Here is a 14,601-nt window from a genome sequence, read left to right as displayed (position 1 = left end):
CGACAACAGGAGAAGGTGGCCAGATGACGCCCGCACCTCAGGCGGACACGCACACGTACCGCGTCGACGAGGACACCGCGCGCCTGATCGCGGTCCGCGCCCTCGGCGCGCACGGCGTGGACGACGACGCCTGCGCACTGGTCGCCGACGCGCTCGTGGAGACGAGCGCGCGGGGTGTCACCACCCATGGACTGCGGTTGTTGCCCGGCTACTTGGACGATCTCGCGCGCGGTGTCGCCAACCCCAGACCGAAGTTCGAGACGATCCGGGAGAGCGGCCCCACGGTGCTCCTCGACGCCGACGCCGCACTGGGCGTGGTGGCAGGCCTCACGGGCGCGCGGGAGGCCGTGCGGCGCGCCGCGGAGTACGGGGTCGCGGCCGTCCTGGTGCGCAACTCCAACCACTTTGCGGCGGCTTCCATCCACAGCCGCGCCATGTCCCGTGCGGGGATGGTCGGCTGGGCCATGACGTCGGCGTCCTCGCGGGTCGCTCCGTACCACGGAAGGGACCCGCTCCTCGGCACGAATCCGATCAGCGTCGCGGCGGGGAACGGCGACCACGAGTTCGCGCTCGACATGGCCACCAGCCAGGTGTGTCTGGGAGAGGTACGGGAACGGGGGCGCCGCGGCCGGTCCCTGGACCCGGGGTGGGCCCTGGACCCGTACGGCCGGGGCACCCGCGACCCCGCCCAGGCGGCGGCGCTGACTCCGCTCGGCCCCGGACACAAGGGGCAGGGGCTGGGCATGGTGGTGACGCTGCTGACCGCCGCGCTCGCCGATGCCCCGCTCGACTGGCAGCTCGATCACATCGAGCGGGCACAGGCCGGCGAGGGTCGCAAGGTGGCGCACATCCTGCTCTGTCTGGACCCCGCCTTCTTCGGCGGCCGGGACGCCTTCGCCGAGCGGCTGCGCGACCTCGTCGACACGACACGCAACGCCCCGGCAGCAGGCGCGGCCGCGGTCCGGTGCCCGGGGGACCCCGAGCGCCACCGCGAGCGCGAAGCCGCGCGCGACGGCATCCCGCTGGACCCGGACACCGCGCGGGCACTGTACGTGCTGGCCCGCCACCACGACATCGACGCCCCCGGCCTGCGGGACGTGGCGAGGAGGACCCCGTGACCGCCCTGTCCCCGGCCGAGCACATCTGGATGGACGGCCGTCTCGTCCCCTGGAACGAAGCGCAGGTCCACGTACTGACCCAGTCGCTGCACTACGGCTGGGCCGTGTACGAGGGGATGCGGGCCCACGAAACGGCCGAGGGACTCGCGGTCTTCCGGCTGCACGACCACCTGGCGCGGCTGTCCCGCTCGGCCCGCGTGTACCTGATGGACATCCCCTACACGCAAGAGGAGCTTGCCGCCGCGACGACGGAGCTGATCGCGGCGGGCGGGACGGGCCCGCGCTACGTCCGGCCCCTGGTCTACCTCGGCTACGGCAGCATGGGCGTGGCGCTGGACCTGTCCGCCGTACGCGTCGCGCTCGCGGCGTGGTCCTGGGAGGACCATCCGGTCCACAACTGGCGCCTGATGACCAGCAGTTGGCGGCGCAACCACCAGGACGCGATCCCGCCCCTGGCCAAGGCCACCGGCGCGTACCTGAACTCGTCGCTGGCCAAGATCGCCGCCGTACGGGCGGGCTACGACGACGCGCTGCTGCTGACATCCTCGGGCCACCTCTCGGAGAGCTCGGCCGCCAACGTCTTCCTCGTCCGATCCGGCGTACTGCACACCCCTCCGGTCGAGGCGGGGATCCTCCCAGGGATCACCCGGGCCACGATCCTCGAACTCGCCCGCGCGGCGGGCATCCCCACGGTGGAGCGCCCCCTCGCACACGCCGAGGCCTATACCGCCGACGAACTCTTCGTCACCGGCACCGCGATCGGAGTCGTCCCTGTCCGGTCCGTGGACGACCGGCCCACCACCACGCCCGCGCCGGGCCCGCTCACGGCAGCCCTGCGGGACGCGTACCAGGACGCGGTGAGCGGCAAGAACACACTGTCGCCGCAGTGGCTGACCCCGGTACGCAGGTGACCCGGCAACCTGCTGTCGGTGCGAAGCCACCGGAGCGGCTCCGCTGCCCCCAGCGTGGTCACCAGGCCCGACGATGCGGGGCCGGGGACCATGACCGGTCCCGGACCCCTTCCTGCACTCCTGGGCCCTTCGGCCTGCACCATGTCGACCAAGAGCTGAGCCTTCTCCCACATCCACGTCCCCGGCTACATCACGCGTGTGGTCCACCAGTGCGGCGAGCTGGTGCCAGGTGTCGGCGTCATTGGTCACTCGGCAGAGGCGACCGGCCCGTGTCAGTGGGGGAGTGAGGGGCTGAGTTGGTGGGGACGGCCGCAGATCAGAAGTGCCGGCAGCAGAGGCCACCGCCCGTGCTCAACACGACCGCGGCAAACCGGGCACCCCCCAGCAGAATCTCCAGAGGAGAGTCGTCGGTCATGTCATCGCCATCCTCACGCCAGAGCCTCTCGCGCCAGCGAGCCGCGAGCTCGTCCAGTTCGCTCGGGCCGGCGCCGGCGAGTGCACTGATCAAGCTGCGGTCCAGGGCGAACACCCCGTGCCGTCGTTGACGATCGGAGCGACGTGACGCGGCCCGTCCCGCTTGCGGAACTCATCCTGACGCCAGGACTTCGGGGTCGTTGACATTTCGCTCCGGTCATGTCCGCCGACGTGACCCTGGCCCCTCGTCGACTATTCCTTGACGGAGCCGGGGCGCCGCCGTCGTCCCGTGGCGCGGCGAGGCACCCTGCGCCAGACGGCCAGCGCGCCGAGAGCGAGGCCGATCCCGATGGCCCCCCACACAGCTGGGTTCTCCTCCACCCACATGCGCTGGTGGCTCGCCATGGTCATGGAGCCGACGAGGCGGCCGTTGCGCCCGGGGATCACGCAGGCCAGGGCGAGTCAAAACGGCCTACATATCAGGTTCTCGCGGATCGTGTCATCCATCGTGCCTCTGACCTGGGCGTTCCGCAGGCGTCTCACGCTGTGTCACCCGCTTGTTGTCTCAACGTCCGTGTCATTTCTTCAGCTCTCCTGTTCGGTGCATGCCGCTGGCCTGGAACAGGACATCCGCGTGAGACGGCAGTGGAGAAATCGACACGGAACCTGATTCCCTGCGTGGGGTCGACAGTGGACAGTTGGTCCTTGGACAGCGAAGTCAGTCGTCCGCCGCGTGCTGACCTGCGGCGACTGACTTGATTGGCGACCAGAATTGGATGGCAGGCAACGCCTGCGGTCACTTGCTCAGGGTGCTCTGTTCTGGTGTGGTGTTCCGGGTATGTGTGATCGTCTCGTTCGGGGTCCCAGCGCTTGTGTCCCTCGGCGCCTCCCGCGCGACCACGACCAGTGGCCTGCCGTCCGGTCAGTGTTCGCGACCGGATGTCGCAGCGGAGGAGTGCGGTTCTTTCTCGGGCGTGCGCGGTGCCGGCAGGGCGCCGAAGCGCCGGGCCCGGTGGCCGTAGGCGGTGATCGTCTGCCACAGGTCGCGGCGGTCGACGTCGGGCCAGAGCCGGTCGGTGAAGTGGAGTTCGGCGTAGGTGGTGTGCCAGGGCAGGAAGTTGGAGACGCGCCGTTCGCCGCCGGTGCGCCACAGCAGGTCGACGTCGGGAAGGGGGTGGTGGGGCAGGAAGCGGGCGAAGTCCCGTTCGGTCAGGCGGGAGGGGTCCAGTTCGCCGGCGAGCGCGGCGTGGGCGAGGGCGGCGCCCGCGCGGGTGAGTTCGCCGCGTCCGCCGTAGTTCAGGCATACGTTGACGGTCAGCCCGGTGTGATCGCGGGTCTGAGCCTCGCACGCGTGCGCGGCGGCCAGCAGGTCATCGGGCAGGCCGTCGGCCTCGCCGATCCAGCGCAGCCGTACCCCGTGTCGGCACCACCTGTCGTCCGCCAGCAACTCACGGAGCAGCTCGGACAGGCGGCTGACCTCGTTGGGGGAGCGTCGCCAGTTCTCGGAGGAGAAGGCGTACACGGTCAGGTGCCGCAGTCCGATCTCGACGGCTCCGTAGACGACGTCGAACAGTGCCTCGACGCCGGCGGTGTGGCCCTCGGCGCGGTCGAGGCCGCGCCGGGTGGCCCAGCGTCCGTTGCCGTCCATGATGACGGCCACGTGCCGGGGCAGGTCGTCGGGGTGCGGATGCGGGGGCTGCGCTCCACTGGGATGCGGCGGCACGGGCCTGGTCGGAATCGGCGGAACCGGCGCTGCAGCTGAGGGTGCGACAGGCTCGGGTGGGTCCGGCAGGCGTACCAGACGCCACAGCAGGAAGGCCCGCGCGCGGGCGGGCAGGAGGATGCGCGAGCGGCTCCACGGGCCGGGACGTGCCGGACGCCGCAGGACCTGTCCTCCGGCGCGCTCGATGGCGTCGAGCCGGGCGAGGAAGAAGTCGACGCCGGCTTGTGTGAGGATCTCGGCGCCCGGTTGCAGGTGCGTGCGCAGCTCGTCGTGGCCGGTCCTTAGCCGCTGGCGTGCCCGCTTGAGGAGGTGGTGGATCAGGTCCTGCACGGCGGGGGTCCAGTGGCCGTGCAGCAGGTCGGGTCCGGAGCCGGGGAAGGCGTCGAACACTTCGGCCGGCAGCATCACGGTGCCGCGGCGTACGTCGTCGGCCAGGTCGGTGAGGGTGTCGGTGAGGTAGAGGCCGTCGACGAACCGTCCGAAGCCGCGCAGTTGTTTCAGCCGTACCGGCGCGCATGTCCCGGCCTGTGCTAGCAGCCGTGAACCCTGGGCGATCCAGCTGGTGTTCTGGGCCTGGGCACGGGTGCTCCACTCCTGCCAGGTCGCCGGGCGCGTCCCGGCCGCGTCCCGGCCCAGCGCGGTCAGTGACAGTTCCAGGTCGGCCAGGTCGATGTCCCATCGCAGGAGGGTGTCCACCAGCGCGCGCCGTACCGGGTCGGCGCTCATGCTCTGCTCCACCTCGGTGCGCAGGGCGGTGGTCCACGCGTGCAGGGCCGCGGTGCGGGTCTGGGATGTGCCCTGGGGATCGTCGCTCAGGGCGTCCGCGGTGTGGAAGGCCGCGTACAGGGCCCAGCCGGCCGGCCGCAGCCTTGGCGGCATGAGCTGGAGCAGGGCGTACTCGGCGGGGTGGGAGGCGCGGACCAGCCGTCGGCAGGTGCGATAGGACGCGCGAAGGGTCTTCCCGCCCTGGTCCGTGGTCCGGCCGCCGTCGATCCCGCCCATGGATTTCCCCCTCGTGCCGTACCGCCGATTCGCCGACAGTTTCAACGTGTTGGCGCAGCCGGTGCCACGGCCATCTGGAAACGATCACCCGAACGTGCGGACCTGGCCGGACCAAGGCGGCCGGTCCTTCCAGGGCGGCACGGGCTCGGCGCGTCAACGTGCCTTCGTATGCGAGACGGTGCAGGCCAGGGCCCTGGCAGCATGTCGGGCACGTAATGGGGCGCCAGTGGCGGGTAGTTGGCGATAAGCCACCAGATGGTCAATGCGCCCGTCGGGTTACCGGTGATCGGGCAATGGATCGGCTGAGGGTGGAAAACGTGGTGCGGGGGCGGCGTGGACGGGGCCGATGGTGCGTAGCGGCGTGGACGGTCGTGGTCCTGGCCGCCCTGCTCGCCCTGTCCGTCGGGTTCGGCCGGCTCCGGGCCATCACCCTGAGCGTGCCCGGCAGTTCGTCCGCTCACGCCGCCGGCCTGATCGCCCGGGGCATGCCGCAGCTCGGCACCGAGCAGCTCGTGCTCGCCTTCGACTCCCGCACGCTGCGCGTCACCGACGAGGGGTATCAGGACGCCGTGGCCCAGGTCGCACAGGCGCTGCCCCGGCTGCCAGGGGCGGGACAGGTGCTGCCGGTCCCCGCATCGCCGGGCCAGAACCCGCACCACGACTATCTCCTCGTCGGCGTCACCGGCGACGAGGACGCCCGCCGACAGTTGACGTCCCGACTGCGAGCTGTCTCCCACGAGTCGGCGGCCACCGCCTCGCACGGTCGTGTGACCGTGGCCGTGACCGGACCGACGCCGGTCCTCGACGAAACGGTCGGCGGCGACCTGCGGGATCTGCGCCGAGTGGAGACGATCACCTCACTCCTGGCGTTCGGGATCCTCGTGGCCGGACTCGGCTCGGCCGGCGCGGCGCTGGTGCCGCTCCTGGTGGCGGGGGTGAGCGTCCTGGTCAGCACGGGTGCGCTGGCGGCACTCAGCCAGGTCACCCACGTCGACACGCTGAGCGTGGTCGTCGCCACCACGGTGGGCTTCGGGCTCGGCCTCGACTACGGCCTGCTGATCCTGCTGCGCCACCGGCACTACCGCGACCGCCTGCTCGACCCCCAGGACGCCGCCGCCCGCGCATCGGCGACCGCAGGCCGTACGGTGCTGTGGTGCGCCGGCGCGGTCGTGCTGGCCGGCGCCGCTCTGCAGACCGTCCCTCTGGCCGCCGTCCGCACCGCGGGAGGGGCCGCCGTGCTGACCACCGTCGTCACCACGGCGGTGGCAACCACCCTGCTGCCCGCCCTGCTGCCCCGGCTCGATCCGCTGCTCTCCTTCGCACCCCTTATCGGCCGTCGCGGTACCGCTGCGCGGGAGGGCGTCTCCCGCTGGGCGAACCACCTCATGGCCCGCCCGTGGCCCTACCTCCTCGCCGCCCTCGCCGTCCTCGGCCTCGCCGCCGCCCCGGCAGGGGGGCTGCGCCTGGGAGTGCAGGTCGACCGCACAGCCATCGCCGGCACCGAAGCGGGCCGCGGTCTGCAGCGGGCAGAGGCCGACGGGCTGGCCGGGTTCATGCTGCTCGCCCTGCCACACGCCGCCGGTGCCGGCCCCGTCGACACCACCGCTCTGACCGACGCCCTGTCCGCGGACCGGCGGGTCACCCTGGCCGCGGCCCTGGACAACGGCCGCGACCTGACCGTCGTGGCGGTGACCGATTCCGTTCCGGCCGACCGGCCCGAGGCCGACGCGTTCATGGCCCATGTCCGCTCCCTGACCGGGCGCACGCTGCCACCCGGCCAGGCGGTGTATGTCGCCGGTCCGGGCGCGGTGCTGGCCGACGTCCGCACCGCGCTGCTGTCCTGCCTGGGGCAGGTCGCCGCCCTCATCCTGGCCGGTTCGTTCCTGCTCCTGGCCGCGGCCTTCCGCAGCCTCCTGCTGCCGCTGAAGGCGCTGGCCATGAATGCGCTGTCCCTCGCGGCCTCTTTCGGTCTGCTCGCCTGGGCGACGGCGCACACCGCCGGCACCGTCAACGTCGCGATCCCCCTGCTGGCGTTCACCATCGTGTTCGGCCTGTCCATGGACTACGAAGTCTTCCTCGTTCACCGCATCACCGAGCACTACCGGGCCGACCGTGACCACTGCCGGGCCGTCGCCCGCGGCCTGAGCGAGACCGTCCGCCCCGTCACCCTCGCCGCCGCCACCATGGCCTGCGTCTTCGCCGCCCTGACGGCCACCCACCGCCAGGAGTACCGGCAGTTCGGCTTCCTGGTGGCGGGCGCCGTCCTCCTGGACGCGACCGTCATCCGCCTCGTCCTCGTCCCGACGCTGATGCGCCTGCTCGGCCACCGCAACTGGTGGCTGCCCGCACCCGTCGAACGCCTCCTCGACCGCCCGGCCACACCCGCCGACTCCGCCTGCGCCCCCGACTCCGCTCGCGCCCAGGTTCTCACTTCCCCTTCCCGGCACGAGCACGGAAAACAGTAAGGAACCCTGATGGACAAGCTTTCCGCCGACCGCCCTCGATCCTTCTCCCAGCTGCCCCGGACCCCTCTGGCAGCCTTCACGGCCATCGTCGCCGCCGGTATCCTCGCCGCCCCCGCGACCGCGGCCCCGCGCGCAGCGGTCGCGGCGGCCGGCCGTACCGCCCTTGAATGCCACGTTGCGACCACGCCGGATCACCCGGTCACCTTCTCCCCAGCGCTGACCCTGCGCCCCCGCACCATCCGCATGACCGCAACCTTCCGCCTGACCGGCTGCTCATCTCCCGCAGGCACCGAACGGCGGCTGCGCACCGGCGTCCTCACCGTCCAGGGCAGGGGAAACGCCAGCTGCACCGGCGGGACGCAGCTCAGCGGTTCGGCGGCGGTCACCTGGTACGACAGCGCCGGCCACAAGTCGGGCACCTCGACGATCAAGTCCACCCGAAGCTCGGTGAGCGGATACAACCCGACGGACGCCCTGTTCGGCGGCGAGGTCGTCAGCGGGTCTCTCGCCGGCACGAAGGTCTCCGGCAGTGCCACCCCCACCAGCGACGTCACCCCGTGCGCCAGCAGCGGCCTGCGCACGCTCCACGGCGCGGGAACCCTGAGCTTCAAGCGATGACGCCCAGGCTCCTGCCCGCAGCCGTCTGCCGCGTCCTGGCGGGACCGCGGCACACGGAGCGCCTCTTCGCCCGGTACGGCGACCTTGTCCCCGACTGGGCTCCCGGCGTGGGCCGACTCGTGTGGCTGCGGTCCCCCCACCTCATCGAACAAGTCCTGCGCAGCCCCGCAGTGGACCTCACCGCGATGGGCCGCGCCTTCGCACGCGCGGTGGGCTCGCCGTCCACGCTGGTGGCGCTCAGCGGCGAGCGGCACCGCACCGTCCGTAGTGCGGTCATGTCCACCGTGCGCGGCGACGCCCTCGCCGCCAGCCGGGCCGCGATCACCACGGTGGCCCAGCGCATGGCCGACGCCTGCCCCACCGGGCGTCCCTTCCGCCTCCTGCCGCTGCTGGAAAGGGCTGTCGTCCAGGCGAACATCCGCACCGGTGCCGGCATTCACGACCCGCACCTGCTGCGAATCTGGACGGCGGCCTTCCTCCGCCTGCGCCGAACCGCCTTCCGGCCCCTGGCAGTGGCCCACGGACTGGGTCTGATGCCCCGTTACCCGCCTGCCCTGCGGGCACAGCGCGATTGTCTCGTGCTCATCAGGGAGGAGGCCGCACGGCGCTGGCGCGTCGGCGCCGTGCATGACGACGCGCTCGGGCAGCTCATGGTGGCGCAGGACCGCGCGTCGGCCGACGAGTCCCTTACCGGCGGGCTTCTCTCCGACCAGCTCATGGTCTGGCTGTTCGCCGCGTACGCCAACAGCCTGGCCGCGGCCTGGGTCGTCGAACGGGCCGTGCGTCAGCCGGGGCAGTGGGAACGGGTGGCCGCCGAGGCCACCCTCGCCGACGGGGACGCCCCCTACACGGACGCGGTCATCCGGGAAAGCCTGCGGCTTCGACCGCCGGTCAGCCTGACGGTCTGGCGTCTGCGGGAATCCTGCGATCTCGGTGGCCACCGGGTGGGGGCCGGGGCGTGGATCGTGCCCAGCTACTGGGACGTCCACCGCCATCCGGACCTCTACCCCGACCCCGAGGCGTTTCGACCCGAACGCTTTCTGGACGCCCGGCCGCCACGCGGTGCCTGGCTGCCCTTCGGGGTTGGCCCGCATGCCTGCGTCGGCACCCAACTCGCCCTCCAGCAAGTCAAGGAACTGCTCCATGCCCTCGCCCGCCGCGGCCACCTGAAACCCGCCGTGCGCGGCGACGAGGGCATCGGATGGCGGTCGGGCTTCGAGATCCGTCCGGCCCGGGGCTGCCGCGTCATCCTGGGATCAGGGCCGACCGCATCCTGAGCAGGACCGGACCGAGCCGGAAGCCGATGTAGTAGACCAGGCAGAACCCTCCCGCGATGGCGGCCGGCGGATTGCCCAAGCTCAAGAGCCCGGTGACGTCGTGGGGCTGATACGTCCACGTCCCGGCGGTGACCCCGACGAAGTCGGTGAGACCGCACACGACGACGATCACCGGGACCCGTGGCCGCATCACCGGGTGACGGCGCACCACCAGCAGCACGACGAGCCCCAACACACTGATCAGGTCACGCCGTTCGCCCTCCAACACGCCCCAGGCGGTTCCCGCACCGCACCACAGGACAGCACAACCACCCACCAGCGGGTGGCGCAGCAGACGCGGCAACGAACGGGCTGCGACCAGGCTGACGAGGACGAGCAACGCATGGTGGAACGGCAGCCAGACAGGCCAACCGGCCTGCCAGAACCGCCACAGCCTAGACGGCCCTACGGCGAGTACCTAGACGCCACAGGCGCACAGCGTCGCCACGAACGCCTCCGCTCGAACCGACGGCCCTTCCCTGCGCCACATCCAGATCACCGCCACACATCCCACAGCGGTCAGCCCTAGCTGGCCCAGCGTCCCGACCACAGGCGCCACGACCGTGCTGAGCAGCACCGGCCCAGCCCATACGGCAAGCGCGACGACCAAGTCGGCCCCCTGCCGGGCACAGTCGACGGGGACGCAGGCCTCGACAGTCTCAACAGCGGACACACGCGGGTAACGACCGCGGCCCAGCGCGTGTAACGGAAGGATGCGGCCGAAGACACCCCCGCACAGCGGACCATCACCGGAGGTGCTCCGGCCACTGCTCACGGACTGCCTGACGTCCGGCAAAACGGGACACCGTCTCACTCAAACGCGTTCCGGCCCCTGCACTGCACGATCTACGCACAGATCACTGCGACAAGCTGCGGTTCGCTGAGAAAGGACGCATTGCATCAGATGGAAGACCGCCGCGAGGACGTCTTCGCGCAACGCATGATCAAGGCCGCCAGCTTGGGCCGGTAAGTCTCGGCCGTCCTGATGGATCAGGCACCTGCTCACAGTGACTGCCTCAAGTCCCGGGAAGGGCCCAGTAGTTGGCCGAGGTCCGTTCGAAGGCCATGTTGTGTCCACGGCAGGTGATAGAAGGCCGACCGAACGCAGAGCTCCGGATGATTGGGCAGCCGCAGGTGCCGCGTCACCCAACAGGATGCCGTCAAAGTCGGTTGGGTGTAGCTCCTGGCTCATACAAGATTTTCGTAGCCGTTGATCGACTCCGCCGAGGTCGTGACATTCCGTTGCTCCGGCGGGATGCTGACGGTGTGTGATGACGTGTTGAAGCTGCTGCCGCAGCTTGCTGCGGTGGAGATCGGTTCGGTCGAGGAGTGCGGGAGCGCGGTGGTGGTTTCCGCAGGGTCCCGGGCGGGACCGGTCGTGTGCACCGGCTGTGGCCATGCTTCGCGCTGGGAGCGCAGCCGCTATGTACGGCACGTCGCGGGCGAGGCGGTCAGTGGCCGTCCGGTACGGATCGATCTGTCGGTCCGCCGCCTGTACTGCGAGAATCCGGCCTGTTCCAAGGTCACGTTCGTGGAGCAGATCGATGAACTGACGGTGCGTTACCAGCGCCGCGCCCCTGGCCTGCAGGCGATCGTGGTGGCTGTGGCGACGGCGCTGGCCGGGAAGGCCGACTCGCGGCTGCTGCTCCATCTGCACCACACCGTGAGCTGGGCAAGCCTGCTCACCTGCCTGTTGAAGATCCCCGATCCGCCGGAGCCGGCGTTGCGGTGGTCGCCGTGGACGACTTCGCGCTGCGCCGCTCCCGCCGTTACGCCACCCTCACTCCGCCGTGAGTTCAGAGAAACTGAGGGATGTTCAGCGGGAACCCGTGGGTCCGTCGGTGTGCTGATTGGTGGTGGGCCCGTGAGTTGAGGATGAAGGCATGGGTTTGGCTTCTGCGGATGACTCCAGAATCTGCCGGGCTGCTGTGGCATAGCGGATCGCGGTCATCTCGGCGATGCCGAAGACTTCGGCCAGGTGGAGGGGGTCGGGGCCGTGGGTGAGAGCTTCTTCGAGCTGGCGGTCGACGCGGAGTCGTTCCAGCGTGGCGGCCTGGTGGCGGACGGGGTTGGTGAGCCAGAGTCTGCTGACCGGCTCGGTTCCCAGCGCGGTCTGCCGGTTGACCAGCAGGTGTGGGTTGGCGGTGTTCGGCCAGCGCCGACGGCGGTAGGTGAGCCAATCTGTGATGGCCTGCCGTGTGAGGTCGTCCAGAGGACGAGCGTGTCCGGCGAGGCTGAGCCGGCATTCGCCGAGGTCGATGTCGTCCAGGCGAAGACGGGCGATGGTTTTCGACTGGGCTGCGTGGACGGCGGCCAGCAGGATGATGAGGCGGGCGGCGGGAGTGGTGGCGGCGGCCACGGCCTGGTGGATCTCTTCGGTCTCAAGTGGAAGGATCACTCCGTAGCTGCGGCGTCCGCGGCGGATCCGGGCGGTGGGGTCGCGGAAGAGGGTTCCGGTCGCTTTGCAGTGTCCGAACAGTGACCGCAGGGCACTGAGGGTGTGGTGGTGTTCGCTGCCCTGGAGCGAGGCGGCGACGGCCCGGATGTCCTCGCGGGTTACTTCGCGCAGGTGGTGGTAGCGGTTCGACCAGTCCAGCAGCAGCGGTTGGACGGCGCCGAGGTAGCTCCAGACGGTGTGCTGGTCGCGCGGCCGGCTGCGTGGACCGCCATCGCGGAGCGTGCGTACCCAGTCCTCGACATCGTGGCGGATCCCGGGGACGACGCCTTCGAGTTTGCGGTCGAGCCACCGGCTGTGGGTGGGCCGGTCGTCCTCGAACACGCCGAGGTGATCCAGGACTTCGCTGGTGCGTCTCGTGTTCAGTCCGCGTTGCCGCAGGGCGGGGAGTAGTTCGCCGTAGCGGACCGTGTCCCCGGTGGTGAAGCCGGACAAGGCGATGACCAGCGCGCGGTCGACCTCGCGGAGGGTCCAGTGCGTCCATCCCCGGGCCTCACCGAGTTCGCGGGCGGCGCGACGTGCCCGGACGAGCCAGGGATTGTCCAGTTCCTGATCACGGCGGCGGTCGAACCGGCGGTAGTCACGGGGAACGTCCAGCAACGACGGCTGGATCCACGAGGACGGCGGGTGCGTGGGTTCCGGCGGAATCGGCTGCCGCAGTTTGCGGCGGCCGGCCTTGCCGAGCAGGGGACCGGGCTGGCGGATGCGATGCATTCTGGCGAGGAACAGCTGCTGGCACTGGAGACGTGCGAGATACGGCGCGAGAACGACCATTTCTCCATTGGTCTTGGCCTCCAGGCTGGCCTGCAGCCAGCACAGCCGACAGTAGCCCTTTTTCGTGGGCACGGACCGGTGGCAGGCCGAGCACTCACCCACCTCGTGGAGGCTGGCGAAGGTGAAGCAGGCTCGGCAGGAATACCCGGGCAGCTGTCCCCATGAGAAACAGACCCTGCAAGAGGCTGGCGGCTTGTCCGCTCTGGGCGGTGTCAACGTTGATCGCCCGTCACATCGGAGGAAGAGACCGGCCATCACGGCGCCGCGGCACCACGGCGGGCACGGTCCCGCTGGCGACCGCTGCGGTCGGCTCGGCTTCCTGGCCGGGCCGGGACACCTTCTGCGGCTCGGGCACCAGCAACTCACCGATCTCACAGCCGAGGACCACGCAGATCACGTCCAGATCATCGAGTTTGAGGGAGACTGGCTGCCCGGACCACAGCCCCGACATCTTCCCTGCCGAGATCACCAAGCCGTGCTCGGCCAGGCTCCGTTGCAGGTCGGATGCCTTCCAGATGCCCCGGTTCGCTGCTGTCAGCCGCAGGTTCCACCTCATCGGACCAGACCTTCCAGCCGCCGAGCGGCTCGTTCATGCCCGGCCACCCAGGCATCCTCGACCCGCGTGCGGTGCACGTGGACGTATCGCATCGTCGTGGCAATCCACGAATGGCCCAAGACTTCCTGGATCGAGATGAGATCCAGGCCGTTCAAGTACAGCTCGGACGCGCAGAAGTGCCGAAGGACGTGTGGGGTCAACTTGTCTGCCCAGCCCGGCAGATGGGCTGCCGCTGCATCAGCGAGTCCGGACCGGAGGGCATCGTCGCCAACGCGTCGCGGTGACCCGTCCGCGCTCTTGCGCTCGGAGGGGAAGAGCGGGGCGCCGGGGCGGGTGTGATCGCCGCCGAACTGGCCCCAGACGTCCTCGATGAACCACCGCAGAGTCCGACCGGCGTTGTTGATCAAAGGCACCATGCGTTCACGTGGGCCCGAGCCCCGCGAGCCCTTGCCATAGCGGACGTGCAGTTTGCCGAACCTTCCCAGGCCCCACTTGATGTCCTCCAGGTCAAGACGCCGGGCCTCGTTGACCCGTAGCCCAACCTCGGCCATCAGCTTGGCGGCTGCGTAATTGCGGGCCGTGGGGCCGAACTTGCGGCACGTCGTCAACTCGCCGCCCCAGCCAGTGAACAAGGCGGCGACTTCGTCGGTGTTCGGCGGAATCCGAAGCTGAGCGTCTTTGCTCCCGCGCGGCCGGTTCATCTCGTCGATCGGGCACTCGACCACCCGGCCGGTCATCTGGTGGATCTCGACCTTGTGCCGCAATTCCAGGAACGCGAAGTACGTGGTCAGGGCCTGGGACCGGGCCAGACGGGTCCCGCTGGGCGAACCTCGCAGCATCCGGCCGAAGTAGGCATCTGCGTCCTTCGGTTCCATGTCCCACAGCGGTCGGCCGAACCAGGTCCGCACCTGTTCCAGGTTCCCGACGTCGCCGCGGATGGTGCTGTCCGCCAGGCCGGCGGACGCCCGCGCCAGCACGAACCCGGCCAACACGTCGATCTCGAACCGCGTCAGTTCCTCGGACGAGGCCGGTGCCCGATGTTCCCGCAGATCCCGTACGACCGCCAGCGACGCCAACCCGAGCCCCCTCGCCTTCGACCAGGCCGATGCCCGGCCGGACGAGGTGAGAACGCTTCAAGAATCCCGAAGTTACGTCACCAGGCCACAGAGCACCCGAAGGAGGAAGAACCCCCTGGCCACGGGGTCAGGGACTCAGTGGGGCTCAGGGGAACTCGCGGGATGTCGCATAT

General features: G+C 70.3%; 13 protein-coding genes. 6 read left to right on the top strand and 7 right to left on the bottom strand.

What is annotated here, in order from left to right; all coding sequences use genetic code 11:
- Positions 1–23 precede the first annotated feature (23 nt).
- Together ACIQ8J_RS18295 and ACIQ8J_RS18290 are read left to right on the top strand one after the other, a co-directional pair.
- A complete protein-coding gene (locus tag ACIQ8J_RS18295) occupies positions 24–1,118 on the top strand; it encodes an Ldh family oxidoreductase (protein ID WP_403277181.1) in 1,095 nt (364 codons plus the stop codon).
- Positions 1,115–2,029, top strand: a complete 915-nt coding sequence (locus tag ACIQ8J_RS18290; RefSeq protein WP_403277179.1) for a branched-chain amino acid transaminase — start codon at positions 1,115–1,117, stop codon at positions 2,027–2,029. The genes ACIQ8J_RS18295 and ACIQ8J_RS18290 overlap by 4 nt, the downstream gene beginning before the upstream one ends.
- 316 nt (positions 2,030–2,345) lie before the next feature.
- Here ACIQ8J_RS18290 and ACIQ8J_RS18285 read toward each other — a convergent pair whose 3' ends face one another.
- The 3 genes from ACIQ8J_RS18285 to uppS form a co-directional block, all read right to left on the bottom strand.
- Entirely contained in the window at positions 2,346–2,558 is a 213-nt protein-coding gene (locus ACIQ8J_RS18285) for a hypothetical protein (RefSeq protein WP_403277178.1), read from the bottom strand.
- Positions 2,559–2,695: 137 nt separating this feature from the next.
- Positions 2,696–2,890, bottom strand: coding sequence for a hypothetical protein (locus ACIQ8J_RS18280; protein ID WP_403277175.1), 195 nt, complete (start codon positions 2,888–2,890; stop codon positions 2,696–2,698).
- 475 nt (positions 2,891–3,365) lie between these two features.
- Positions 3,366–5,168 (bottom strand): polyprenyl diphosphate synthase, encoded by a 1,803-nt coding sequence (gene uppS, locus ACIQ8J_RS18275; protein WP_403277173.1) that lies wholly within the window; start codon positions 5,166–5,168, stop codon positions 3,366–3,368.
- Positions 5,169–5,539: 371 nt separating this feature from the next.
- Here uppS and ACIQ8J_RS18270 point away from each other — a divergent pair, with 371 nt between their 5' ends.
- The 3 genes from ACIQ8J_RS18270 to ACIQ8J_RS18260 are packed head-to-tail and all read left to right on the top strand — an operon-like array spanning position 5,540 to position 9,528.
- Complete coding sequence (locus ACIQ8J_RS18270) at positions 5,540–7,633, top strand: MMPL family transporter (RefSeq protein ID WP_403277171.1); 2,094 nt, start codon at positions 5,540–5,542, stop codon at positions 7,631–7,633.
- A 9-nt stretch (positions 7,634–7,642) separates the two neighbouring features.
- A complete protein-coding gene (locus ACIQ8J_RS18265) occupies positions 7,643–8,251 on the top strand; it encodes a hypothetical protein (protein WP_403277169.1) in 609 nt (202 codons plus the stop codon).
- Positions 8,248–9,528, top strand: coding sequence for a cytochrome P450 (locus ACIQ8J_RS18260; protein ID WP_403277166.1), 1,281 nt, complete (start codon positions 8,248–8,250; stop codon positions 9,526–9,528). The genes ACIQ8J_RS18265 and ACIQ8J_RS18260 overlap by 4 nt, the downstream gene beginning before the upstream one ends.
- On the opposite strand, the gene ACIQ8J_RS18255 is transcribed toward ACIQ8J_RS18260, so the two are convergent.
- Complete coding sequence (locus tag ACIQ8J_RS18255) at positions 9,497–9,796, bottom strand: hypothetical protein (RefSeq protein WP_403277164.1); 300 nt, start codon at positions 9,794–9,796, stop codon at positions 9,497–9,499. The genes ACIQ8J_RS18260 and ACIQ8J_RS18255 overlap by 32 nt on opposite strands.
- Positions 9,797–10,777: 981 nt before the next feature.
- Here ACIQ8J_RS18255 and ACIQ8J_RS18250 point away from each other — a divergent pair.
- The gene (locus tag ACIQ8J_RS18250; protein WP_403277162.1) at positions 10,778–11,440 is read left to right on the top strand and encodes a hypothetical protein; all 663 of its coding nucleotides are present in this window, start codon (positions 10,778–10,780) and stop codon (positions 11,438–11,440) included.
- Here the strand turns inward: ACIQ8J_RS18250 and ACIQ8J_RS18245 are convergent.
- The 3 genes from ACIQ8J_RS18245 to ACIQ8J_RS18235 all read right to left on the bottom strand — a co-directional run bounded on the left by ACIQ8J_RS18245 (position 11,384) and on the right by ACIQ8J_RS18235 (position 14,428).
- Positions 11,384–12,868: a hypothetical protein gene (locus ACIQ8J_RS18245; RefSeq protein ID WP_403278335.1), complete on the bottom strand. Its 1,485-nt coding sequence runs from the start codon at positions 12,866–12,868 to the stop codon at positions 11,384–11,386. The genes ACIQ8J_RS18250 and ACIQ8J_RS18245 overlap by 57 nt on opposite strands.
- Positions 12,869–13,025: 157 nt before the next feature.
- On the bottom strand, positions 13,026–13,352 hold the full coding sequence (locus ACIQ8J_RS18240) for a helix-turn-helix domain-containing protein (RefSeq protein WP_403278336.1): 327 nt from the start codon (positions 13,350–13,352) through the stop codon (positions 13,026–13,028).
- Positions 13,349–14,428, bottom strand: a complete 1,080-nt coding sequence (locus ACIQ8J_RS18235) for a tyrosine-type recombinase/integrase (protein WP_403278337.1) — start codon at positions 14,426–14,428, stop codon at positions 13,349–13,351. Before ACIQ8J_RS18235 ends, ACIQ8J_RS18240 begins: the two co-directional genes overlap by 4 nt.
- Between the last annotated feature and the right edge of the window lie 173 nt (positions 14,429–14,601).

Source organism: Streptomyces sp. NPDC094147 (assembly GCF_044764265.1).
GTDB lineage: Bacteria > Actinomycetota > Actinomycetes > Streptomycetales > Streptomycetaceae > Streptomyces.
Note: the sequence above shows the minus strand (reverse complement) of the source record. Positions and strands in the feature narration are given on the sequence as shown.